Source organism: Calothrix anomala FACHB-343 (assembly GCF_014696435.1).
Classification (GTDB): Bacteria; Cyanobacteriota; Cyanobacteriia; order Cyanobacteriales; family Nostocaceae; genus Aulosira; species Aulosira anomala_A.
The window spans coordinates 1-23,194 of record NZ_JACJQG010000019.1 but is presented as its reverse complement, the minus strand read 5'-3'; the positions used below and the strand labels follow the sequence as shown (position 1 = coordinate 23,194).

The following is a 23,194-nucleotide window of genomic DNA, read 5'->3' as shown; positions in this document are numbered from 1 at the left end:
TAGCAAGTATTGTTTTATGCTCGCTTATATCTAGCATAATTCATATTGCCAAATAATCTAGCCAAAATGGCTAGTTTTTTTGTCTAATTTAACCAAACAATGGGGAATGCACTTATTTTTACCTAATAAATAAAGTTTTTATGAATTTATCTAGGTTTTTTATAATGTAAAGTTAAATTTCTCTGGAAAAGATGGTCATTAGAGACACGATAACCCTTGTCTGTACAATAGTCATTAGTGATTAGTCCTGGGTTAGATACAGGACTTACGCAAAAATGACGTAAAAGCCTTGATTTACAATAGAGGCAATTAATTCGTTGATTGTAGGGGCACTGGCACTGCCATGCCCCGAAGCGCCTACCTCATTTACCTGAAATATGCTGTAATACCATTTTGGATTTTAGATTTTAGATTTTGGATTGTGAAACATCTATTGGATAAGCATTTCAGATTTCCATCTGTCGCCATCATTTTTCAAATTGGTATAAGTATTGATATTGAGTCAATAAGTTTTTAATAAGGGACTTCCAAATAAAAAAATATTCCAATCATTAACTTACCAAACCCGCAACTCATAGGGGCGGGGTTACCCCCATAGGTGTCAACTTACAGCTATTTTCAGGTAAATAGACCACGCTGTAGGGGCACGGCATCAGTAAAATTATTGTATGTACCAAAAGATTGTCGGTGTTCCCTACGATAGATGTGGTTCAAATAGGTGAAAACTGCTGTAAGCTCAAAGCCTTTCTCTATCTCGTTTCCAGCCTCCGGCTGGAAATGCGTATTGCGAGGCTCCGCCTCGGAAGTTGATAAATTGAGGCGGAGCCTCACGATCATCGCTCCCACGCAGAGCATGGGAGCAAGGTAGGATAAGGGTTTGACGTTAAGTTGACACCAATGGGTTACCCCGCCCCTACAATTTGGCATAATTTATTTTTTGGAGTTCCCTAAACATCATGTCATTGGTGATTTCTTCGCCATGCCCCATGCCCCATGCCCCATGCCCCATGCCCAAAAACTTCACCCACAAGGGGATGGAGTTTTTCATTTTTTGGCGTTCCCTAAGCAACGGCTGGTTCTAACATCTCAATTGTGCCAACATTGGCATTAATTTCCACATTGACACCAACTGGCAAAGTAAATTTATCTGGAATATGACCGATTGCCGCACCATACCAAGCAGGAATACCTAAGGGGCCAATGTGGTCTTGTAATACTTGCATTAAAGTAAAATTTGGTTCATCGCCTAGACTACAATTAGTACATTGTCCAAAAATCAAGCCAGCAATGCGATGTAGTATACCAGCATTTTTTAACTGAGTGAGCATTCGGTCTATACGATAGATATCTTCACCGATGTCTTCCAAAAAAAGAATGGTTTGGTTCCACGCCGGAAGATAAGGCGAACCTACCATTGCGGCTAGTACCGATAAATTACCGCCGACAAGTTTACCTTGAGCTTTCCCCGGTGCAATGGGCGAAAATTGCCAAGTATTGGTAATGGGGTTTTGCATTGTCACTGCTTCCCCGGTAAACAGAAGACGGTGAAGGTAATCTAGGGTAAACTGATTCCAGGTAGAGATAGCCACCGGGCCGTGAAAAGTAATAATGCGACTACGAGCGTTAATAGCTAATAATAAAGAAGTAATATCGCTGTAGCCCATCAAAATTTTGGGATGGGAGCGGATATTAGTATAGTTGAGTAAAGGTAAAAGGCGATTACAACCCCAACCGCCTCGCATCGCAACAATCGCTTTTACAGATTTATCGGTAAACATAGAGTTTATGTCAAAAGCGCGATCGCTATCTTTCCCTGCTAAATAACCATAACGATCTAAAATATGTTTGCCTAACTTGACTTTTAAACCTAAATCTGCAAAGTTGCGCTGTGCTGTTTCTACATGTTTTGCATCCACAACAGCCGCAGGGGCAATTAAGCCTACAGTATCGCCTGTTTGCAAGCGTGGGGGCTTAAGCATAGTCTGGGGAGAGAGTTTACCTTGAGCAGTTAACGGTTGTAATTGAGTCGCTAAGGTAGCAAGTCCGAAGTTTGTGAGGAATTGACGGCGATTAGGCATGGGGCATTGGGCATTGGGCATTGGGCATTGGGCATGGGTATTAACTTAAGCTAAAAATAGCCTCTGTCTTAGCTTTGTTGCCCGCCTGAGAATAAATTCTCAGGCTCATAGCCCAAGTAGGGGCGGGTTAAGTGAGATAGTCGTGAATTATTGGAGCATATTTGTGAACCCGCCCCTACTGAAGTAGACTCAAGATTTTGAGGATATTTAGTCATCTTGAGATGACTTTGGCTATGAGCAAGGAACTTCAGTTCCTTGCGGTAACTGGGTTTTGCGTTAAGTTGACTTTTACCCGGATACTTTATCTGAAAATATACTGTAAATGAGCTTGGGAAATATCAATGGTCAAAAAACGGTTGATAATTGAGATGGGGATGGGAATTGATCAACATGGACAAGAACCAACAGTAGCAGCAGCCAGAGCGGTAAGAAATGCGATCGCTCATAATGCTTTACCTGGAGTTTGGGAAGTAGCAGGTTTAACCGACCCCAATGAGATGATTGTAGAAGTACAAGTAGCAGTACCATACCCAGAACAAGTCAACTCAGAGGAAGTATTAGCTGTGCTTCCCTTTGGGCGCAAAACTCTGACTGTAGAATCTGGAGGCATGGTAGTGCAGGGACGAGCAATTCCCTCTCTTAACGATAAAAATGACGAAATGTTAATAGCCGTTGCGGCTGTTACCGTTTTTATTGATCAATGAATAACTGTGGCATTAAATAGTAGATTTAGCCAACCTCAGTAGGGACAAGGCACTGCCCATTGGTGTCAACTTAACGCGAAACTCTTGCCAAGACTCGATTTAACTGGCTCCCATGCTCTGCGTGGGAGCGATGATCCTGAGGCTCTGCCTCAATTTATTCAGAAGACGAGGCGGAGCCTCGCAATACGCATTTCCAGCCGGAGGCTGGAAACGAGATAGAGAAAAGTTTTGAGCTTAAGTTGACACCAATGGGGGTTACCCCGCCCCTACAATTTGGCATAATTTATTTTTTGGAGTTCCCTTAAGTTCACACCAATGGGCAGTGCCTAGCCCTCTAGAATATACTGCCATGCCCCAAAGCGCGTACTTCATTTATCTGAAATATACTGTATGTAGCGGCGCTACGTTTTAAAAATCACGACTTGTCCAACCTAAACCATTTGCCTGAGTGGCTGGAGATTAAAATCAGAGAATTGGGATAAAAATCTCTGGCGGTAAGTTCTACCTACCATATATCTTCACCACTCCAGCGACAATGTCTCAACAGCATAATGAATCTTCCCAAATTCAGCAAATCATCGGACTGAAACCAAACCATTTTGCTGATTTAATCAGAACTGCACAATTAATTTTTGACCCCGCAGCCGGACTTTCTGGTAGAAATATAAAAGTTGACTGGCGCGATTTTGGGATTCCTCTTGACGTAGCAGATAATCTCAAATCTTTGGGAGAAGAGTATCGCTATGCATCTCCCCATGTTCCTGTGGAAAATATTTGGAGTAAATTGACACCAGAAACTCGGATTTGGTTTATGGCACACAAAGATGAGTTATGGCAATTTGAAGAAGCTTTCCCAGCACTTGATGAAGACTAATTTCTCAAATCCGCCTTGATAGCTGAAGTAATCAACAATTAGACTCTGGAAAAAAATACAGTTTGTTGGTAGGGACATAACTTAGGTTGTGTCCCTACTATAATATTGTCGTCTGCAAAATTTTTATAAATTGTCGGCGATTGTACTGAGGCTCAATGTGCTATACATACATCCTTTATCATTGATAGGAAATTTTAAATTTATATCCTGTCTGGGGTATTGCGCGATCGCATTAGCTTATGTGCATAGTTAAACTAATGAGAAAAGCGCTTTATCAATGAATCATACCTTGAGTATTCTTCCCATTGTAGAGGAATCGACCACGGAAAATCCTGCTGTTGCTGTTCAAAATCCATTTATCAAGCAACTAGCGATCGTATTTTTAGAAATGCTTTTAGCCGTGCCCTTTGGTTTCTGTTTAACTAAATTGCATTTAGGCGGAATGGCTTGGTTATTTGGCGGAGTTGCGGCGGGTACTGTAGTGTTGCAGGGATGCCGGATTTTCTATCAATATTCTCCCAAACCTAACCGCACCGCTAGAAAAATTGGCATGGCATTGGTAGGATTAACAGTTGGAGCCTCAACTAATTACAGCGATTTAGCTACTGTAGCTAATGGTATTCCCATTTTTGTTTTATTAACCTTTTTTCTGTTAATTTGTGGTACTGTTATTGGCTACATTTATTCCCGCCTCAGCCAAACGAATTTATTAACATCAATGCTGGCGACAGTTCCCGGTGGTGTGGGAGTAATGGCTTCTATTGCTGCTGACTATAACAAAAATGTTACCCTAGTTGCATTAGTCCAAGCTTTGCGTGTCACAACTGTAGTTTTGCTGATTCCTTTTATTGTCAGAACGACAGTTGGTAATGCTTGGAATCCGTCAATAATTCCCACTCCAAGTAATTTATTTAATTTTGATATCTCTCAATTAGGATTACTGCTGTTAGTATTGGGAATAATCGGATTAATTGTTTATCTATCGATATTATTTAAAATCCCCGCCGGGGATTTTTTTGGCGCTTTATTAATTGGGATAGGGTTTAACCCGATAATTAATTTGCTACCGTTTGTCCAAGACATTCACTTTACCCCACCATCATTTATCAATATAATTGGGCAAATGTTGTTAGGAATTACCATCGGTGAATATTGGGGAGAAAAACCCAGCTTTGGGAAACGCACCATAGTCTATGCGGTTTTGTCTGTCATCATGACTTTGATCGCTGGTGCGATCGCTGCTATCCTAGCTATGCAATTAACTTCTTGGGATTGGTTAACTTGTCTATTGGTAACAGCGCCAGGCGGTGCAGCAGAAATGATTCTTGTCTCCCTAGTCTTAAATCATAATGTAGAGGTTGTCACCACAGGTCATTTAATCAGATTAATTGCCATTAACAGTTCCCTACCAATTTGGTTATTTCTATTTCGCCATCTTGACGGGCAATTATCTCTCAAGTAGTTAAAGTGTTGTCGCGCAGCGCAACGCACCAACAGAAAACATACAGCAAATTGCTACTTGGTGAGGTACAGATTTATTGGAAAAAGTTAGGTTTAAAACCTCGCCCCTAGTGGGCGAAAAAATCCTTGTTTCGCAAGGTAGGTAGAAACCCCAACGCCAGTTCTCTCAAGTCGGGACACCCGCCCACGAGACTGGCTCCCCCTTGTGGGTGGCTGTCTTTAATTTTGAATTTTGAATTTTGAATTTTGAATTGATTCATTGGGTATTTAAAAAATTGGATGTCCCTAGGTAGAAACCCCACCCCTTGTGGGTGGCTGTCTTTAATTTTGAATTTTGAATTTTGAATTTTGAATTGATTTATAGTTGATTGTAGGGGCATTGGCACTGCCATGCCCCGAAGCGCATACCTCATTTACCTGAAATATGCTGTAAGTACAGCTGACGGGAAACACGCAAACAGAAACCCGGAAGTTGATTCAGGCTACGCGAAACACGAAAACATCAACCCTGAAGTTAATTCCGGGAACCCTGAAGTTAATTCAGACTACGCGAAACACGGAAACGTCAACCCTGAAGTTAATTCCGGGAACCCTGAAGTTAATTCAGACTACGCGAAACACGGAAACGTCAACCCTGAAGTTAATTCCGGGAACCCTGAAGTTGATTCCGGGAACCCTGAAGTTGATTCCGGGTTCCCGGAAGCTATACCAATTTAAAAAAAGAATGCGAAAGACTGTAGGGGCACTGGCACTGCCATGCCCTCTAAAATATATTGGTACGCCGCAAATCCTATTTACACCATCTTCCTGTAAATAGACCACGCTGTAGGGGCACGGCATCAGTAAAATTATTGTATATATGAAAAGATTGTGGATGCCGTGCCCCTACTACCACAGATGTGCTTCAAATAGGTGAAAACTGCTATAAATTAATATTAATTTCGCATTCACAAAAATATAAGGTGCGTTAGCCTACGGCATAACACACCCTACCAAAAAATTACTTCCGTAATTTTGAATTTTGAATTTTGAATTTTGAATTGATATTACCTGTAATCTTGACTTTGAATACTGCGTAACCGCGCCGCATCTCGCATATTGTAATCAGCACGGGTAAAGCGGCTTAACTGCGCTTCAAAAAACTCCCGGTTTGCTTGTAAATGCTTGGGATTGGTGTCATCTAAAGGATATAACAGTGCAGTGCGTAATGCTTGAATTACCGCCGATGTTACATTATACATTGACCGTTGGAAACTAATTCCTAACTGAATCAACATATCTTCCTCGCCACGACAATATTGTTTGTAATAATCAAGCAGATATTGAGGCAAGAAGTGTAACATATCTTGCATCAACAATGTGGGTGGAATACCGGCTGTACCTACAGGAAACACATCAGCGTAAAGAATGCCATAGTGGAAGTCTTTTTGATCGTCAGGTACTTGACCTGCTTGTGCATTATAAGATTTTGTGCCTCTAAAAGGTGCGGTACGGTAGAAAACTGCTTCTACATAAGGTAATGCGGCTTCGTATAACCAAGTGAAACCCTTAGATTTGGGAATGATTTCGTAGCATTCGCCATCTATATATACATGATGATAGATGGGACGACCGGCGATCGCAAAAATTCCATTTACCAAAAAGTTCATTGCATCGGGGACACCTTTAAACCCGCCTTCGTCGTAGATATCCGACATTTCAAAGAACACGGGTGCCATGACTTCCCAGAATAAACCCAGGTTAGCATAGTAAGACATCTGGCGACATTGTTCGATGAACATATCCGGGAACAGCTTATGTAGCCCCAACATTACCGGGTTACCTTTGAAGTAAGCTTTAATTGCCCTATCGGCGTTAGCTTTATATTCTTCCGAATCCAGGTAAGCGTCAAACTGGTTTACTGGCGCGTACATCTGACGATGCCAAAGCATAGCCCGCATACAAGCCTCAGCAAATTCCATGTTAATGCGATCGTGGAATAAATGGTGAAATAATCTAGGCATGTTCCCAGTTTCACCTTTTTCAATAAATGCTAATAACTCAGGATGGGCTGTAGCTTGTCCCCGCCAAATTCTTAAATCGGCATCATCACCAGCATAATGATTATGACGGTCTAAATACTCTTTAGGCAAGAAGTATTTAAAGAAAGGAAACGGATTTAAAAATTCTTGTTCGGCAATATAAAGTAAATCCCGCCAGTAAAAATCCATCGGCACAGCATAAGCCTTATACAAGCCGATAATTTGCATCAAATTTTCTGGCGTATCAGGTAACATGGAACCGCCAGCTTCTAGGCGATGAATTACTTCGGCAAATTCATGGTTTGAGGGAGGTAATTTAGTAGCTTTATCAAAAGTTGCTGTCATTTAATAATCCTGCTTGAGTTGTAATATTTTTGGTGAAGGCTGTCATTTGTCATTTGTCATTTGTCATTTGTGATGACTATGATCCAATTTCGTCTGGTTGTATTAATAATTGTTCGCGTAATTTTAGAGCGTGAAAAATGCTTAAAACATCGTGTGTCCACACTGGCAGAATCATTGTCATGGCTATTTCTTCGATACTGTAAATCAAACCAGCAATACAAGTTAGCCAAAGAGAAATTCCTGCATAATTAAAGCCAAATAAAGAAATAATCGCAATTGCCAGAGTGATACCCCAAAACTTAGCCGAATAGGTGTGATAGCTAGCAGGTTTACCATATTTAACTAAATTAACTATCCACCATATCACCTGGGCAAAAACTACTGTGAGTAAAGGTATTCGATAAGCAATTAAAACTTCTTTATGTACTAACCAAGCACTCACAAATATGCAACTAAAAAGACAAACATCAGCCCAGCTATCAGCTTGTCTTAATTCGGCAGTACTCACACCAAGTCTGCGGGCAATTATGCCATCAAAAATATCCGAGAGAAAGGCGGCGACAAAACCAACAATGAACCAAATACTAGTTTCACCATCAACAGCATCCCAGAGGAGGAAGGGAGAAATTAAAAAGCGAAATCCTACTAAAGCACTGGGAATTAATTTCAAATTCATCCTTCCTCCTAATCTTGGTGCATAACTCCTGATAGCAATCCTAAATCATTTGATAAAATTCTCTCTTCTCTCTGTGTACTCTGCGTCTCTGCGGTTCATTTATCAAAATAAATCTCACGCAAAGGCGCAAAGGCGCAAAGAAGATAAGAGTTATGGTTTCAAAGCGATTTCTGAGTTAACGGTTCTTTCCATTGGGGGAATTGCAGCTACCATTGCTGTAGTTGTGGGTTCACTCCAACGCACTAACCAAGTAGGTTGAACTCCCAAAAAGATGATTAAAACTGCCAAAATTAACGCAGGTGTTTTCTCAAACCATTCCACTTTGGGATAGTAGGCTAAATTATTGTCGAGTTTACCAAAGCAGGTGCGGTTAAGCAGAATGACGAAATAAACCGCAGTTAAACCACTAGCAACTACACACAAAATTGTGGGGATAGGAAACGCTGAGAAACTTCCTTGGAAAACGATAAATTCAGCCACGAAACCTGTTAAACCGGGAATACCAGCACTCGCCATTCCACTTAATACTAGCAAGGCACTAATTAACGGTAAACCCCGAATCGGACTCATTAAACCATTGAGTTTATCTAACTCGCGAGTTCCAACTTTGGTTTCCACAACTCCCACCAAATGGAACAAGATAGCGAGAATTAAACCGTGACTAAACATTTGGGCGACAGCACCAACTAACGCCAGGGGATTACTCGCAGCACCAGCTAGCAAGATATAACCCATGTGACCAATAGAACTGTATGCTACCATGCGCTTGATATCTTTTTGCGCGATCGCTACTACAGCCCCATATATTGCACTCACCGCACCCCAAATTGCCAATGTCGGTGCGAAAATACTCCAAGCTTGGGGAAACATCCCCATACCAAATCGTAACAATCCGTAGGTTCCCAGTTTAGCTAACACGCCACCCAAAAGAATCGCAATTGGTGCAGAAGCTTCAACATAAGCATCAGGTAACCAAGTATGGAAGGGAACCAAGGGAATTTTGATGCCAAAACCTAAGATAATTCCTGCTAAGAGAATGATTTGCAACCCAGCAGATAAAGTTTGGGTAGAAACTGCATCTAAGGCGAAACTTTTAGCACCAGTTAGCCATACAGTACCCAAGAATGTTGCTAAAATTAAAGCCCCAGAAACAGCAGTGTAAATTAGGAATTTGATACCAGCATAACCGCGTTTTTCTCCTCCCCAAATGGAAATTAGTAAATAGAAGGGAATTAATTCTAGTTCGTAGAACAAGAAGAACAGCAGTAAATTTTGTGCTAAAAATGCCCCTGCTACCCCACCACTAACTAATAAAATGAGGGAGTAAAAAAGCCTTGGTCTTTGGGTTTCTTTGCTGCTACTGTAAATAGCAATCCAGGTGAGGAGGCTATTTAACACCAACATCAAAATAGACAGCCCATCAACTCCTAATTGATAGCTCAAACCAAGAGTTTCATTCCAAGGAATATTCTCTTGAAACTGCATCCCTGGATTGCTGATATCAAATTTGAACAGAATAAAAATATTCCACAGCAATACAATTGCAGCAAAGTATAATGCGCTTAACCGCACAGTATTGGTAGGCAGATTTTTAGGTATTAACGCTATAATAGCTGCTGCTAAAATCGGGAGCCAAATCAGAACACTTAACATGGCAATTTGGGTAAATTAGTAAAAAGAAGAAGTTCTTAAATATGTGAATGGTCAAAATAGATGAGAAGGATGGGAGGACAAGGGAGACAAAGAGACAGAGGAGAAATAACTATTGACTATTGCCCATGCCCCATGCCCCATGCCCCACGCCCAAAACCTAACTAACTAAACTGACTTTGCCAGTATCTAAATCGTAATAACCACCAACTATTTTGAGTTTACCCTCTTTGATTAACTCAGCCAGAACTGGTGATGATTGTAGCTTCTCAACTTGCACTAAAATATTAGCTTTACAAGCATTTTCTAATGGATCGCCTGGTTGCCCTTTAGCTCTTTCTACACCAGGTTTAATTGCTTCGAGTAAACTACCAATTTGTCCTGGTACTGAGGCACCTTTAATAGTTGCATCTACAGCTCCGCATCTTTCATGACCTAACACCATAATTACTTTAGCGCCTAAAACTAAGCTACCAAATTCTAGGCTACCAATTTCTTCGGGAGGGGCAATATTACCTGCTACACGACAAACAAATAAATCGCCTAAACCTTGATCGAAAACAATCTCTGAAGGTACTCGTGAATCGGCACAACCGAGAATTGATGCAAACGGTTTTTGACCTTTTGCAACTTCCTGCAAGCGTTTTATTGATTGATTTGGGTAGCGTTTTTTAGCTTTGACAAATCGCTCATTTCCATCTAATAATTCTTTGAGTGCTGCATCAGGAGTAATATCTTTTTTATCTACTGCTGAGGCTTTTTCAGGTGCAGCCAAATTTGCACCTAATCCGGCTGTTACTAGGCCTGCACCAACTGCACCTGCACCGAGTTTCAGTAAATTTCTCCGAGAAACATTGGTTTGGCGATATTGTTTATTCATGGTTTGTCCCCCGACAAATGGAAATCATCGAATATTTTAATGGTTTTAAAAATTGTACGATCGCGCGTGACAACAAAGATAGGTTTTTGGGGCTAGATTTGAGAAATTTTAGCGAATCTATGTAATTTTTAAATCAATAATCCGACGAAAAAATCTCTCTTTTTTTGTCCCTACTGTCTAGCCCCTAATTACTAAAACATCAAATTGAGAAACTGCACGCCCCAAAATGGCCAAGTTACCCACATTCCTAATACGCCAACACCTAAAAGCACAGTGAAAGCATAAAATTGGGTTTGTCCAGATGTACTGTATTTCAATCCCTCACCAGTTAATAGTGAGAATAAACCCACAAAATTGACGATGCCATCAACGACAAAACGATCCAACATATCGGCAAATTTGGAAATTTGAGCGACGCTGAAAATAATCGTCATCCGATAAAGCTTGGGAGTGTAGAAATCGTAGGCGAATAAATCTTGTAAAGGTTTCCAAGGTAGGCGAACTGGTTTAGGAATGTTACCTAAATAAATTACGCCACTAATACCACAACCAAAAATTGTTGACCAAATTAACAACAGTGCAACATCTTTATTTAAGGTTGCCCAAGATGGTAGTAATGATAAGCTTTGTAACACTAATGGCAGATGTAACACAAAGCCTAGTAAAATCACCATCGGAAAAGACATTGGCCAATGTACTTCAGGCGATCGCTCGCTCATCTGTTGAGGTTTACCAGCAAAAATCAAACCGAATTCTCTGGTTAAACTCACAGCAGTTAAAGCATTCACAGCTATGACTACACCCACCAATACAGGTTGAGTTCCCCAAAGTCCATCAATTAATTCCATCAACGCCCAAAAGCCGCCTAGAGGTGGAAAACCAACTAATCCTAAAGTTCCCACAATAAAAGCGATCGCAGATATTGGACGGCGTGACCATAATCCACCCAACTGTGTAACATTTTGGGTAATGCTGTTCCAGATAATACCGCCAGTACTCATCACCAAGAGTGCGGCTGATACAGCATTAGCCAGTACTAATAACAGTGCGGCTTCATCTTGTCTTGTACCTACAGCGATAAACACTAAGCCCATGTAAGCGCTGACAGAATAGGATTGACAGCGTTTAATGTCAATTTGCGCGATCGCAATTAAAGAAGCACCAACGGCTGTAACTGCACCAATTGCTACCAAAGCTGAGGAAACGAAAGGTGATAAAGTTAATACCGGTTGCAGTTTAATTAGTACCCAAGCACCACTGGCTACTACCACCGAGTTCCGCAAAATCGTACTGGGAACTGGCCCTTCCATCGCCTCATCTAGCCACAAATGCAGGGGGAATTGAGCGCATTTACCCATTGGCCCGGCAATTAAGGCTAAACCTACCAAGGTGATGACAGTGGGGTCAACATTGGCAGTTGCTGCCCATTCAGATAATTCTGAATAATTCCAAGTCCCCGCTAAAGGCCATAACCCCAGCACACCCATCAGCAGAAATAAGTCGCCTACCCGTTTGGTGAGGAAAGCATCTCTAGCACCAGTTACCACCAACGGCTGACTAAACCACAACCCAACTAGCAAATAAGTTCCTAAAGTCAGAACTTCGAGAATTACATAACTGAAGAACAGGTTATTACACAAAGCTAGGGCACATAATCCCGCTTCAAACAGTCCTAATAGCGAATAGAACCGTCCCCAACCCCAATCCATCTCCATGTAACCAATGGCGAAAATTTGCGCTAAGAAATTTAAGCCTGTGATTACAATCAATGCGCCTACAGTAATTGAAGAAATTTCTAAAGCGATGGTAAGATTTAAACCTGCTGTAGACAGCCAAGGTATAAATACTTCTATTGCTGGTTGATTCCAAATGGCGATAAATGCGATCGCACTATGCAAAAAAGCCAGAGATGTCATGACCAAATTGACATAACCAGCCGGTCTAGGGCCAGTGCGGCGAATGATCCCTGGCGACCAGGGAACCGCTAACAGCCCACCTATTAATGCATATAACGGAACTAGCCACACAGTCTCCACAAGAAACTGAGCCATGAACTTACCTCTATAACATCCAGCACAACTCTGGGGTTACGAATCAAATAGCTTTGATCCCCACCAACCCAGCTATCACCAATACTTCAATTTTATTTTTACTTAATTTTGTTAGAAATAGCTTACCTTTATCTATGGCAAAAAGGAAATACTTCAAATAAATAAATGATCGATAACTCCTCTAATTAATTCTTATAGATGGACTTTATTTAATTAATCAATAACAACTATTGATTTTTATCTATGGATAATTTAGGAGACAAATCAATAGTTATCATTAGTAATTTCAATTGACAAAAATGACAAAAGACGCAGTTAATTGCGTCTCGATCGATGTTTATATCTTGAGGAAGATGAAACGAGTAAATTTTTAGTACCAACTAGTAGCCACAATTGCTGGTGGTTGGTTGAGTTGGCTAATGGGTGCGGGTTTCATGTCGCGGTAGTCGAGGATTTGGACTATGATGAGATATGCGATCGCTAAAATAATCGATATCGCACCTGTAATAATGGCAATTATTTTTGAGCGTTCCATTAGGCTTTCCTGTAAATGAATTTTTCTGCTGTGCCGATAGCATTCTCTATTGGATAAAATACAAACCATTCGTAGGCGCATAGCAGTGCCATGCCCGATTGTGTATTGCATCTACATGAGAATCGCTATATATCCACATTGCCACAGTCGCTCACTTACTGATATATATCACTGCGATGAGCGATTCACACAATAGTAATTGCAATTTAAGAAAAGAATGGGATGTAGGGGCACTGGCACTGCCATGCCCTGAAGCGCGTACCTCATTTAGCTGAAATATGCTGTATACAAATATTTTGGCGTACCCGATGATTGTCAGGGCACGGTGATGCCGATGCCCCTACCTGCATACTTGATTTTTGCTTGTCATTTGAGGGTATTTATAAATATTTTGGCGTACCCGATGAGCGTCAGGGCACGGCAATGCCGATGCCCCTACCTGTATACTTAATTTTTGCTTGTCATTTGAGGGTATTTATAAATATTTTGGCGTACCCGATAATTGTCAGGGCACGGCAATGCCGATGCCCCTACCTGCATACTTGATTTTTGCTTGTCAAGAGAATTATTTGTATTCGCGTTGAGAAGTAGGAGTTGTAGGGGCGGGTTCAGCCAAATAGTCGTGGATGATTGAATCATATCTGTAAACCCGCCCCTACAGTTTGTGAGAAATGCGGGGGATGTCTTTACCATCAAAGTAATAGCTATGAAATTTATTCAAAATCTCTTGAATAGTCGATTCTGGAGTTTGGCGATTAAGGAATTTCGTCAAATCTTACGGAGTCGAGAGACTTTAGTTTTGTTAATCATTCCTCCCACAGTGCAAATGCTGCTTTATGGCTTTGCACTTAATCCCGATGTCCATTATCTCAAGTTAGGCGTGGTCGATTACGCCAATACCTATGAAAGCCGAGAATTAGTTTCTGTCTTAACAGTTAATAAGGTATTTACTTTAGAAAAATATCTATTTAGTCCCCAAGATTTAGGTGAAGAGGTACGCCAAGGTAAAATTACAGCCGGTTTAATCATTCCCCCAGACTTTAAACGCAATTTAGCGGAAGATAAATCGGGTGAGGTACAGATATTAATTGATGCAGTCGATGCAAATACGGCGGGAATTGCTCAAGGTTATCTCAATCAAATGATTAATCAATTTAGCCGCCGTCTCTCCTCTAATCAAGCCCCTCCCTTAATTAATCCGCAGACGACTTTCCTATATAATCCAGGTTTACGCAGCAGTTGGTTTTTCATCCCCGGTGTTTTAGGTTTAGTTTTAACGCTGATTAGTTCTTTGGTTTCTTCCGTCACAGTTGTGCGCGAAAAGGATACCGGAACTCTCGAACAATTATTAATGACTCCCGCCGAAGCTTGGGAAATTTTACTGGCGAAAATTGTGCCTTTATTTATATTGTTAATGGGCGATGTAATTTTGGCTTTAAGTATCGGCAGATTAGTATTTAGCGTCCCTTTTCGCGGGAATGCGCTACTATTTTTGAGTTTATCAGGACTGTATTTATTTGTTGGTATCGGTATTGGGATTATGCTGGCGACAATTTGCCGTACTCAACAGCAAGTTGTGCTGACATCGTTTTTTATCAATTTACCGTTGATTCAACTTTCTGGCGCTATCTCACCGATTGAAAGTATGCCGGAATTCTTTAAGTATTTGTCTCTACTAGATCCGCTACGCCATTATATCGAGATTGTGCGGGGAATTTTGCTCAAAGGTGTGGGTTTAGAGGTACTTTGGTGGAATGCGATCGCACTTTTTATCTTTGCTACCTTACTCTTATCTATCAGCATTAACCAATTCCGCCGTCAATTGAGTTAATAGTGGCAAATTTAAGTCATAATCGCCCCACCCATTAATCGCTCATACCGATACTTCAATTCTTCCTTCATCAAAATCCAGCGTTCTAAAGTAGCATCCATCTCAATAACTTTCTCTGCTGCTTGTCGCGCTAACAGCAAAACTTCCTCATCTTCCACCAAACTTGCTAGGGTAAAATCCGGCACACCCGATTGCCGAGTTCCCAAGACTTCCCCAGGGCCGCGAAAACGCATATCCATTTCTGAGATGAAAAAGCCATCTTGGGATTGTTCCATCACTTTCAATCTTTGTTGCGCGTCGGGACTTCTAGAACTACTCATTAATAAACAATAGGACTGCGCCGCACCCCTTCCCACCCGTCCGCGAAGTTGGTGCAGTTGTGATAAACCAAATCTTTCCGCGTTTTCAATTAGCATTACTGTAGCATTGGGTACGTCTACGCCGACTTCTACAACGGTGGTAGAAACTAAAATTTGGGTTTCGTTATCGCGGAATTTGGTAATTGCTTCGTCTTTCTCGGCGGAACTCATGCGCCCATGTAGCAAGCCGACTTGAAAATCTGGAAAAACGCTTTCCTGTAATTTTTGATGTTCCTCAACGGCTGAACGTAAATCTAGCTTTTCTGATTCTTCCACCAAAGGTAAAATTACATATACCTGTCTTCCTTGGACAATTTCTCGCCGCATCAAGTCGTAAGCATGGCTGCGCTGTTGACCTGTGAGCATGGTAGTTTGTATCTTTTGTCTACCTGGTGGTAACTCATCAATTTGACTCACATTCATATCCCCATGTATGGTTAATGCCAATGTCCGGGGAATGGGGGTAGCTGTCATCGTTAATACATGGGGTTGTTCGCCTTTTTGCTGCAAACGTGCCCGTTGTTGCACCCCAAAGCGATGCTGTTCGTCAATCACCGCTAACCCCAATTGGCGAAAGTTTACGGGGTCTTGAATTAAGGCGTGAGTGCCAACTAATAAAGGTAATTCTCCTGTTTCTAGCTGGGAATGGATTTGTCGCCGTTTAACTGTTTTGGTGGAGCCTGTCAGTAATTCTACTGGTAAATGCAGCAAGTTAAACCAACTGACTAACTTGCGGTAATGCTGTTCTGCTAAAACTTCCGTGGGAGCCATCAAGGCAGCTTGGTAACCTGATTGAATCGCCGCTAAAATAGCTACCACAGCTACCACAGTTTTACCGGAACCTACATCGCCTTGCACTAAGCGATTCATGGGTGTAGTTTCTTGTAAATCTTTGAGAATATCGTTAATTACTCGCTGCTGTGCCCCAGTGAGTTTAAATGGGAGTATTTCGTAGAATTTTTCTAATAATTGCCCTTTAGGAGCGAGAATAGCACTGGTTTGGACTTGCCTTGCTTGATATTGTCGTTGCAGTAAACTCAATTGCAAATAGAAAAATTCATCAAAAACCAGACGACGACGGGCGACTTGCAAGCGATCGCTATCTGGGGGAAAGTGAATATTAGCGATCGCATCTTTCAATTCCATCAACCCATACTTCTCTCTCAACCCACTAGGTAAGGGATCTTTGAGATTCGCCGCCGCAGGTAAAGCCGATATTACCGCCTGTCGCACCATATTCGCCGCGATACCCTCAGTTAAGGCGTAAATCGGCACGATTCGACCGATAGTCAAAGAATCAATCGCATCGCCGGGATTTGCCAATACTTCTAATTCTGGGTTATCCAGCGTCAAACCATATCTACTTTCCTTCACCAAACCGCAAGCTGCAAGCACAGCACCCACCGGATAGCGGCGTTTTAAACTTTCTTGCCAACCGCGACTAGTAAAGCGCGTACCCGCCGAAAAGCGACTAACTTTGATTTGTCCGGTGTTATCCTTCAGTACCAGTTCTAAAATCGATAATTTCTGATTTTTCGGACTAGTAAAACAGTTACAGCGCTTCACGGTAGCAACTATCGTCACCGTCTCACCCGCCTGTAACTCGCGGATATTTACCTGACGCGCATAGTCAATATGGTCGCGGGGATAATAGTAAAGTAAATCACGCACAGTATACAAACCCAGACGCGCCAAATTATCAGCCCTTCTAATCCCAATTTCGGGTAAATCGCTGAGTTTTTGGTCAATTTTGGGCGCAAGTCTCCGACTCACTTCAGCCACAATCGGCGTTGTGGCAATTTGATTTTTCGATTGATAATTTCTTGGCTGTGACTCCGCTACCCCTACTTTTTCTGGCGGCTTGCCATCATCCTGCTGTAATTGATACAGATACCTGCGAGTTTCTGCGACTAAATGCTGCCTTTCTTCCAAACCCAAATCGGGATATTTCGCAAATTGCACCGCCAATTCTTGCCAGCGACGGCGTTCAATTGCGGGTAAACCAATGGGGAATTTACCCAGAGTTAGACTGAGAAATTCACTAAAGCGATATTGCCTACCCATCAAATCTGTAAAACCGCTTTCCGCTTCTACAGCCAAGGCTTTTTGCAATCTAATCCAATCTGGTTTGTCAGTAGTCATGGGGCATTGGGCATTGGGCATTGGGCATGGAGCATGGGGCATGGGGCATTGGGCATTGGGCATTAGTCACTAGCTATTCACAAATGAAAAATGAAAAATGACAAATGACAAATGACTAATTATTCATCATCCCAAATCGCCCGCCATGCGGCTTCGGCTTCGGCAATGGTGCGTTCGCGATGCTTTCTTTGATAGTCTTGTCCTAGTTTGTTTAACTGCAGCAGAGTGTTGCGTATCTGTTTGCGTGCTGAAGAAAGTTTCGGATCGGCAAATTCAATTTCTCCTAAACGGAGGTTTATCGCCATAACTTTTGTCAGGTTTGGTTCTTCTGCATCCTGCTCATTTTCAATTTCAATTACCACGTTTAATAGATTAGGTGGCCCTGGCATAACTTCGGCAGATGCTTCTGATGCCGCCGCAGCTACTTCTAAAATTGGTTCTGGTATCTTTCTGGGTAAAAGATTGACTTGTTGTAACACAGCATTAGCATCATAAGAGAGTTTTTTAATTATGTGGTGTGTTAACTTTTCTACACTCTGTTGCCATGCTACTAGTTCCATCGGGTTAGAAGAGTCAGTCAGTTTTAAAACCGAAAGTTGGTATTTTGAATGGATTTGAGCCTCTTCATCCTCTGTATCTTCTTCTTCCTCGATATCTTCTAATTCCTCAGTATCTTCTAGTTCATCAGTATCTTCTACTTCTGCTTCTTCATTCTCGCTGACTGGATGCTGCGCTTCTTGGCTACTAGTAATAGTCAGTAAATTTTCGGCTGCTTGTTTACCCATCTTGCGGATGGACTGTTGCAAATGGTGCCGTTGATTTAATGACAAACTCAGGAATTTTTCGGGATATCCTTGAGTACACAGGTGGTAAGTTGCCAGAATTAACTGCTGGCGCAAGGCTTGACCTAAAAGGGTGAAATAAATAGCGTAAGCTTTTTGTAGTTCTGCTGCGATCGCATTTATCGCTTCTTTCAGCGATGCAATATCCCGATCAATTCTCTCTATTGCTCTAGCCATATCTTTTCTTAATTGACCACCTAAACCCAATATGGTACAAATGTACGAATATATTTTAAAATAAACATCCCAAGGATTGAATATTTTCCTGAGAAGTATAGCAAATACCCCAGAAATAGCAGTTTAAAATTTAGTCAATAGTCAATAGTCAATAGTCAATAGTCAATAGTCCCCCTTCCCTTGTCCCCCTGCTCCCTGCCCCCTGCTCCCTGCTCCTTGTCCTCTTCTCTGACATCCAAGTGCAGAAAAATAAAAGGCAAAAGGATGAATTTCGTGATGACGCTTCCATCCCTTTACCTTTTTATGTACCTGATGCTTATTTAATGTTATCCTTTGCGTCCCTCACTGCAGCAAAGAAAAATAATCCTGTCAGAGGAATGCTTAATATGAGGATAATTGTTGTGGTTGTGACACCAAAATCTGGTTGTCCGTAACTGAGTTCAAAAATCGAACCTACAGCCGCGATCGCACTTACACAAGATCCAGCCAAAAATAAACCGCTTTTCGGAGTTAAATACACTACTACACACCCTATGCTACAGGTTTCACCGCTTGATACGAGAAGCCATTTTTAGATAGTTCCTGTGCCAAAGTCAAGGAATTATCTACGCGATCTACAAAAACCACGCCATTGAGGTGATCCATTTCGTGCTGAATACAACGTGCGAGTAAGTCTTTAGCTTTTAATGTTTGAGGACGCCCATATTCATCTTTATAGGACACTTCCACTGTTTCTGGACGCTTAACATCCATGTAAACGTTGGGAATGCTCAAACAACCTTCTTGAGCAACGCAGATTTCTTTGCTTACCTGTTTAATTGTTGGGTTAATCAATACCAGGGGTGGGTTAGCAGGGTTATCTGGTTCCAAGTCGATGACAATTAATTGTTTATGAACTCCCACTTGGGGTGCAGCCAAACCAATCCCATCTTTGCTGTACATGGTTTGCAGCATTTCGCGTACCAACTGACGCAGTTCATCATCTATTTTAGTGATGCGCTTTGCTGGTTGACGAAGAACGCGATCGCCTAAATAGTGAAGTTGCAAAGGAGGATTTTTTAACTTTTTTTTCTCGACAGCAATTTCAGAGGGCATGATTCCTTATGGGCTAGATTGTGAAAATTCCTACTAGTCTAATTCTATCAATCGGTTAGGGATTAAGGGATGGGGGACAAGGAGGACAATTGTACAGACGCGATGAATCGCGTCTCTGAGCAATGACTATTGACAAATGACTATTGACAAATGACAAATGACAAATAATTATTGACCAAAAATTTTGTGTGGAAATTTCTAACTAAATTTGACTATCTGCTCAAAGAAACTTTCCTCGGCTTGCTGCGCGGCGGTTGGATGAATTGGGCTGCTGTAAGTACTGTCACAGTCTTACTATTTTTATTTGGCATGAGTTTACAAACTTCCTGGCAATTAGAACAACTACTTTATCAGTTTGGTAGCCAATTGGAAGTATCCGTTTATCTTGATTCTGGTGTATCATCTGTCACCCTTGAACCACTAATCACAGATATGCCAGAGGTGGTAGACACGAAAACTATTACCAAAGAGCAAGCTTGGAGTAACTTAGTTAGCGAACTGAGAATTTCTGATATTGAAGGCGCTAACGAACAATTAGGTGGAAATCCCCTCGTTGATGAAATCAAGGTAAAAGCACGTAATTCTCAAGCTGTGCCCAATTTAGCGACGCAGCTAGCTAAGTTACCGGGAGTGAGTACAGTCCAGTATGTTGATGAAGTAGTTCAACGGGTAGCTCAGTTACACAAAGGTCTGAACTGGATTAGCTTGACAATTACAATTATTCTTACCTTAACTGCGATCGCTGTCACCAGCATCACAATCCGCCTGATTGTCATGGCACGTCGGCAAGAAATTGAAATTATGCAATTAGTTGGCGCAACTACTGCGTGGATTTACTTGCCATTTATTTTCCAGGGTATAACGTTTGGCTTAATTGGTGGCGCGATCGCTTGGTCTTTTATTAGCGTCACTCAACAGTTTATTAATAACCTCCTAGCTAACCAACCGGAGTTTATTCAATTTATTAGCAAGGGTTTACAACTCACACCCATACAAATTTTACTATTACCCTTGATTCTCTTAAGCTTTGGTGCAACTGTAGGATTAATGGGCAGTTTATTTGCTGTTCGCCGGTTTGCTAAAAGTTAGTCAAGAGTCAATAGTCAATAGTCAATGGTCAATAGTCCACAGTCAATTGTACAGGCGCGATTAATCGCGTCTCTGACAAAGGATAAATAATTATGACATCTCAATGGGAAAGATTACTGCTAAATCTCGGTGCTTGGGAAGGTTCATTTATTCGCTTCTCTCCTCAAGGTGAACTGTTAGCAGATGTCAAAAGCGTTGTTTCCTTGGAAAAATTGAACAATAATCAAACAATTCGCCAGATTGTCAGCCGTCAAGGACAAGAAGATTTAGTTCTAGAATATAGTTCCTTGGGTAAGAGTACTCTGTTTTTGGAAAATGGAGCATTTTCTCAAGGTTCCATCCAACTTGCACCATTTAGCGAATTTGGTGCAGAATTAGGTTTAATTCATGAAAATCGCCGTTTGCGACTAGTTCAGTTATTTGATAAAAACGGTCAACTTAGTCAACTTACCTTGATACCAGAACATCTAGCTGGTACTGAAACCACATCCAGTCCAACTGTACAGGTAAATGATTTATTAGGAGAATGGCGGGGTGAAGCAATAACCAGCTATACAGATTTGCGATCGCCTACAACTACTCCTACAACTTTAAAATTAGAATTAGATGCAGCTGGGCGATTTGTCCAAACTTTGTCTTTTGGTCAAAATACAATTACCTCCAGCGCTACTATTAAAGGGTCGATAATTCATTTCGATCAAGATCCACAAAAGCAAATGCAGGTATTACTTTTACCTCATGGTGCTTCCGCTACTTTTCCATTAAAAGTAAATTTACGCCAAAGTTTTATTTTAGAAGTTGGTTGGTTAATTAAGCCTAATCTTCGCCAGCGAATGATTCGCAGTTATAGCGATAAAGGTGAATGGGTGAGTCTTACCTTGGTTACAGAGGAAAAAGTCTAAGAACAAAATACTGTTGACTGTTGACTGTTGTAGGGGCGGGTTCACAGATATCCTCACTGATTCATGAATATCTCCCATCAACCCGCCCCTACTGAGTGTTGAGTGTTGAGTGTTGAGTGTTAACTATTGACACCCCAAGCGCAATAAAAAAGCGATCTTCTCAATCAGAGTTACGCGATCGCTTTATTATGGGAGTTGAGAAAGATAAATTTATCCTTGACAGGAAGAAGCTTCAACTAATTTTTTAAATTTCATGTATGCTTCTGGTGCCGTAAGAGAAAGAGCAGTCTTTTCATCAGGTAGAAAGAATTCTGGACTATCCGAGTAATAATGAACGCTAAAAGAAGGAATAAGCCCCAATTTTACAGCCTTTTTACCTAATTCTTCTGCTTGCTCTGCCAGACTAATTGGATCGTGAAACAAGTAGTTACTCATAAAATTAACAACCCTTAAGTTCTCTTGGTCAAATTTGACTTAACGAGGAGATAAGGGCGTTTTTTCACTGCTACTCATCTCCATCAACCATGTTATAAGCAAAGAATTTGAGGAACTTGTGAGGAATCCTACGAATTTTATTAATAAATCTTATACAAGTAAATTCCTATAACCAGCTTTAAAACTTAGCCGAACGTTTACAGACAGATATTTTTCCCGTTTCCATCCGTAGATAGTACGGTAATCACAGCCATAGTCAATGCTGAATTTGGTTGCTAAACTTTAAGTTACCCATATAAGCATAATTGCTTGTTTGGTAAACCTATCTTCAAGATGTTGGCTGACAAAGGTAGAATAAATGGTTGAACAGGTGCAAGTGATTAGAGTTGCCTGGTGCAGTCTGATGGATTTGCCCCAAGCACAAGATTGGCCTCTCCAGTTTGAATGGATTAGAGTTGATGCTCTAGCTTTATCGGCAAAAGGTTTTGACATTCTTGTACTTGACATCAAAAGTTTTCACAACTTAGAGCAAGTCAAATATCTTTACAGCACCATAGGTTTACCAACAGTAATTTTGGTAGACACAATTGAGCAAGAATCTGCTGTGCTTGATTGGTTACAACCAGGAGATGAAACCTGTCACCGTCAAGCAGTCGAGCGGCAAATAGGTTTGCGTTTACAGCGTAGTTTTTGGCATAGTCAGCACAAGTATTCCTTACATCTTGATAAACTCACAGGTGTTGCGAATTTTCAGAAGTTCAAAGATTATGCGATCGCGCTTCTCACTTCCAAAGAAGATGAAGACTCTGTATGTTTAATCTACATAGATATTGACCGCTTTAAATTTATCAGAAAAATGGGTTTAAAACCTCCCCCTTCTAGGGGGACTTCACATTAGTAAGGCTTTAGCTTACCATAGTCAATATAGTTTGGTAAGTACAATGTTAAAAGCCTACAAGTACAGAATCTATCCAACCAGTGAGCAAGCGATATTGCTTGCCAAGTCGTTTGGATGTGTACGCTGGTTTTACAACTATGCGCTTAACT

At 41.3% G+C, this 23,194-nt stretch carries 22 protein-coding genes; 10 read left to right on the top strand and 12 right to left on the bottom strand.

Going from position 1 to position 23,194, the window contains the following annotated elements:
- Window positions 1-956: 956 nt before the first annotated feature.
- Window positions 957-1,082: a hypothetical protein gene (locus H6G08_RS38165; protein WP_277877824.1), complete on the top strand. Its 126-nt coding sequence runs from the start codon at window positions 957-959 to the stop codon at window positions 1,080-1,082.
- Here H6G08_RS38165 and H6G08_RS12970 read toward each other — a convergent pair.
- Window positions 1,062-2,099: a S66 peptidase family protein gene (locus tag H6G08_RS12970; RefSeq protein WP_242046145.1), complete on the bottom strand. Its 1,038-nt coding sequence runs from the start codon at window positions 2,097-2,099 to the stop codon at window positions 1,062-1,064. The genes H6G08_RS38165 and H6G08_RS12970 overlap by 21 nt on opposite strands.
- 320 nt (window positions 2,100-2,419) lie before the next feature.
- On the opposite strand from H6G08_RS12970, the gene H6G08_RS12965 reads away from it, so the two are divergent.
- The 4 genes from H6G08_RS12965 (at window position 2,420) to H6G08_RS12950 (ending at window position 5,834) form a co-directional block, all read left to right on the top strand.
- Complete coding sequence (locus H6G08_RS12965; RefSeq protein ID WP_190542806.1) at window positions 2,420-2,782, top strand: Lin0512 family protein; 363 nt, start codon at window positions 2,420-2,422, stop codon at window positions 2,780-2,782.
- Window positions 2,783-3,317: 535 nt separating this feature from the next.
- Window positions 3,318-3,656 (top strand): hypothetical protein, encoded by a 339-nt coding sequence (locus tag H6G08_RS12960; RefSeq protein WP_190542803.1) that lies wholly within the window; start codon window positions 3,318-3,320, stop codon window positions 3,654-3,656.
- 277 nt (window positions 3,657-3,933) lie between these two features.
- The gene (locus H6G08_RS12955) at window positions 3,934-5,118 is read left to right on the top strand and encodes an AbrB family protein (RefSeq protein ID WP_190542800.1); all 1,185 of its coding nucleotides are present in this window, start codon (window positions 3,934-3,936) and stop codon (window positions 5,116-5,118) included.
- A 389-nt stretch (window positions 5,119-5,507) separates the two neighbouring features.
- Window positions 5,508-5,834 carry a hypothetical protein gene (locus H6G08_RS12950; RefSeq protein ID WP_190542797.1) on the top strand — a complete coding sequence of 109 codons (327 nt, stop codon included), beginning with the start codon at window positions 5,508-5,510 and terminating at the stop codon, window positions 5,832-5,834.
- Window positions 5,835-6,163: 329 nt separating this feature from the next.
- Here the strand turns inward: H6G08_RS12950 and cupA are convergent, their stop codons facing one another.
- The 6 genes from cupA to H6G08_RS12920 all read right to left on the bottom strand — a co-directional run bounded on the left by cupA (window position 6,164) and on the right by H6G08_RS12920 (window position 13,275).
- Window positions 6,164-7,483 (bottom strand): CO2 hydration protein CupA, encoded by a 1,320-nt coding sequence (gene cupA, locus H6G08_RS12945; RefSeq protein ID WP_190542794.1) that lies wholly within the window; start codon window positions 7,481-7,483, stop codon window positions 6,164-6,166.
- A gap of 76 nt (window positions 7,484-7,559) precedes the next feature.
- Window positions 7,560-8,159 carry a CDP-alcohol phosphatidyltransferase family protein gene (locus H6G08_RS12940; protein ID WP_190542792.1) on the bottom strand — a complete coding sequence of 200 codons (600 nt, stop codon included), beginning with the start codon at window positions 8,157-8,159 and terminating at the stop codon, window positions 7,560-7,562.
- A gap of 150 nt (window positions 8,160-8,309) precedes the next feature.
- Window positions 8,310-9,812 carry an NADH-quinone oxidoreductase subunit M gene (locus H6G08_RS12935; protein ID WP_190542790.1) on the bottom strand — a complete coding sequence of 501 codons (1,503 nt, stop codon included), beginning with the start codon at window positions 9,810-9,812 and terminating at the stop codon, window positions 8,310-8,312.
- 157 nt (window positions 9,813-9,969) lie between these two features.
- Window positions 9,970-10,689, bottom strand: coding sequence for a carbonic anhydrase (locus H6G08_RS12930; protein WP_190542787.1), 720 nt, complete (start codon window positions 10,687-10,689; stop codon window positions 9,970-9,972).
- Between the two features lie 191 nt (window positions 10,690-10,880).
- Window positions 10,881-12,740, bottom strand: coding sequence for an NAD(P)H-quinone oxidoreductase subunit F (locus tag H6G08_RS12925; RefSeq protein WP_190542785.1), 1,860 nt, complete (start codon window positions 12,738-12,740; stop codon window positions 10,881-10,883).
- Window positions 12,741-13,110: 370 nt separating this feature from the next.
- A complete protein-coding gene (locus H6G08_RS12920) occupies window positions 13,111-13,275 on the bottom strand; it encodes a hypothetical protein (RefSeq protein ID WP_190542782.1) in 165 nt (54 codons plus the stop codon).
- A gap of 706 nt (window positions 13,276-13,981) precedes the next feature.
- Here H6G08_RS12920 and H6G08_RS12915 point away from each other — a divergent pair.
- Entirely contained in the window at window positions 13,982-15,106 is a 1,125-nt protein-coding gene (locus tag H6G08_RS12915; protein WP_190542780.1) for an ABC transporter permease, read from the top strand.
- An 11-nt stretch (window positions 15,107-15,117) separates the two neighbouring features.
- Here the strand turns inward: H6G08_RS12915 and recG are convergent, their stop codons facing one another.
- The 4 genes from recG to def form a co-directional block, all read right to left on the bottom strand.
- A complete protein-coding gene (gene recG / locus H6G08_RS12910; protein ID WP_190543011.1) occupies window positions 15,118-17,607 on the bottom strand; it encodes an ATP-dependent DNA helicase RecG in 2,490 nt (829 codons plus the stop codon).
- A gap of 119 nt (window positions 17,608-17,726) precedes the next feature.
- Window positions 17,727-18,626: a hypothetical protein gene (locus H6G08_RS12905; RefSeq protein ID WP_190542778.1), complete on the bottom strand. Its 900-nt coding sequence runs from the start codon at window positions 18,624-18,626 to the stop codon at window positions 17,727-17,729.
- A 316-nt stretch (window positions 18,627-18,942) separates the two neighbouring features.
- A complete protein-coding gene (locus H6G08_RS12900; RefSeq protein ID WP_190542775.1) occupies window positions 18,943-19,146 on the bottom strand; it encodes a hypothetical protein in 204 nt (67 codons plus the stop codon).
- A gap of 11 nt (window positions 19,147-19,157) precedes the next feature.
- The gene (gene def / locus H6G08_RS12895) at window positions 19,158-19,721 is read right to left on the bottom strand and encodes a peptide deformylase (RefSeq protein ID WP_190542772.1); all 564 of its coding nucleotides are present in this window, start codon (window positions 19,719-19,721) and stop codon (window positions 19,158-19,160) included.
- A 186-nt stretch (window positions 19,722-19,907) separates the two neighbouring features.
- Here def and H6G08_RS12890 point away from each other — a divergent pair, with 186 nt between their 5' ends.
- Together H6G08_RS12890 and H6G08_RS12885 are read left to right on the top strand one after the other, a co-directional pair.
- Window positions 19,908-20,810: a cell division protein FtsX gene (locus H6G08_RS12890; protein ID WP_190543008.1), complete on the top strand. Its 903-nt coding sequence runs from the start codon at window positions 19,908-19,910 to the stop codon at window positions 20,808-20,810.
- Window positions 20,811-20,902: 92 nt separating this feature from the next.
- The gene (locus H6G08_RS12885) at window positions 20,903-21,712 is read left to right on the top strand and encodes a DUF3598 family protein (protein ID WP_190542769.1); all 810 of its coding nucleotides are present in this window, start codon (window positions 20,903-20,905) and stop codon (window positions 21,710-21,712) included.
- Window positions 21,713-21,922: 210 nt separating this feature from the next.
- Here H6G08_RS12885 and H6G08_RS12880 read toward each other — a convergent pair whose 3' ends face one another.
- Complete coding sequence (locus H6G08_RS12880) at window positions 21,923-22,147, bottom strand: hypothetical protein (protein WP_190542767.1); 225 nt, start codon at window positions 22,145-22,147, stop codon at window positions 21,923-21,925.
- Window positions 22,148-22,505: 358 nt separating this feature from the next.
- On the opposite strand from H6G08_RS12880, the gene H6G08_RS12875 reads away from it, so the two are divergent.
- Both H6G08_RS12875 and H6G08_RS12870 read left to right on the top strand, forming a co-directional pair.
- Complete coding sequence (locus H6G08_RS12875; RefSeq protein WP_190555600.1) at window positions 22,506-23,045, top strand: GGDEF domain-containing protein; 540 nt, start codon at window positions 22,506-22,508, stop codon at window positions 23,043-23,045.
- A 43-nt stretch (window positions 23,046-23,088) separates the two neighbouring features.
- Window positions 23,089-23,194, top strand: a 106-nt coding sequence (locus H6G08_RS12870; RefSeq protein ID WP_190542762.1) for a helix-turn-helix domain-containing protein, incomplete at its 3' end; no start/stop codon positions are given.

Bases quoted from the DNA above. Each gene is read 5' to 3' on its own strand.
- H6G08_RS38165 (WP_277877824.1), top strand. From the start codon at position 957: ATGTCATTGGTGATTTCTTCGCCATGCCCCATGCCCCATGCCCCATGC.
- H6G08_RS12970 (WP_242046145.1), bottom strand. From the start codon at position 2,099: ATGCCCAATGCCCAATGCCCCATGCCTAATCGCCGTCAATTCCTCACA.
- H6G08_RS12965 (WP_190542806.1), top strand. From the start codon at position 2,420: ATGGTCAAAAAACGGTTGATAATTGAGATGGGGATGGGAATTGATCAA.
- H6G08_RS12960 (WP_190542803.1), top strand. From the start codon at position 3,318: ATGTCTCAACAGCATAATGAATCTTCCCAAATTCAGCAAATCATCGGA.
- H6G08_RS12955 (WP_190542800.1), top strand. From the start codon at position 3,934: ATGAATCATACCTTGAGTATTCTTCCCATTGTAGAGGAATCGACCACG.
- H6G08_RS12950 (WP_190542797.1), top strand. From the start codon at position 5,508: ATGCCCCGAAGCGCATACCTCATTTACCTGAAATATGCTGTAAGTACA.
- cupA (WP_190542794.1), bottom strand. From the start codon at position 7,483: ATGACAGCAACTTTTGATAAAGCTACTAAATTACCTCCCTCAAACCAT.
- H6G08_RS12940 (WP_190542792.1), bottom strand. From the start codon at position 8,159: ATGAATTTGAAATTAATTCCCAGTGCTTTAGTAGGATTTCGCTTTTTA.
- H6G08_RS12935 (WP_190542790.1), bottom strand. From the start codon at position 9,812: ATGTTAAGTGTTCTGATTTGGCTCCCGATTTTAGCAGCAGCTATTATA.
- H6G08_RS12930 (WP_190542787.1), bottom strand. From the start codon at position 10,689: ATGAATAAACAATATCGCCAAACCAATGTTTCTCGGAGAAATTTACTG.
- H6G08_RS12925 (WP_190542785.1), bottom strand. From the start codon at position 12,740: ATGGCTCAGTTTCTTGTGGAGACTGTGTGGCTAGTTCCGTTATATGCA.
- H6G08_RS12920 (WP_190542782.1), bottom strand. From the start codon at position 13,275: ATGGAACGCTCAAAAATAATTGCCATTATTACAGGTGCGATATCGATT.
- H6G08_RS12915 (WP_190542780.1), top strand. From the start codon at position 13,982: ATGAAATTTATTCAAAATCTCTTGAATAGTCGATTCTGGAGTTTGGCG.
- recG (WP_190543011.1), bottom strand. From the start codon at position 17,607: ATGACTACTGACAAACCAGATTGGATTAGATTGCAAAAAGCCTTGGCT.
- H6G08_RS12905 (WP_190542778.1), bottom strand. From the start codon at position 18,626: ATGGCTAGAGCAATAGAGAGAATTGATCGGGATATTGCATCGCTGAAA.
- def (WP_190542772.1), bottom strand. From the start codon at position 19,721: ATGCCCTCTGAAATTGCTGTCGAGAAAAAAAAGTTAAAAAATCCTCCT.
- H6G08_RS12885 (WP_190542769.1), top strand. From the start codon at position 20,903: ATGACATCTCAATGGGAAAGATTACTGCTAAATCTCGGTGCTTGGGAA.
- H6G08_RS12880 (WP_190542767.1), bottom strand. From the start codon at position 22,147: ATGAGTAACTACTTGTTTCACGATCCAATTAGTCTGGCAGAGCAAGCA.
- H6G08_RS12875 (WP_190555600.1), top strand. From the start codon at position 22,506: ATGGTTGAACAGGTGCAAGTGATTAGAGTTGCCTGGTGCAGTCTGATG.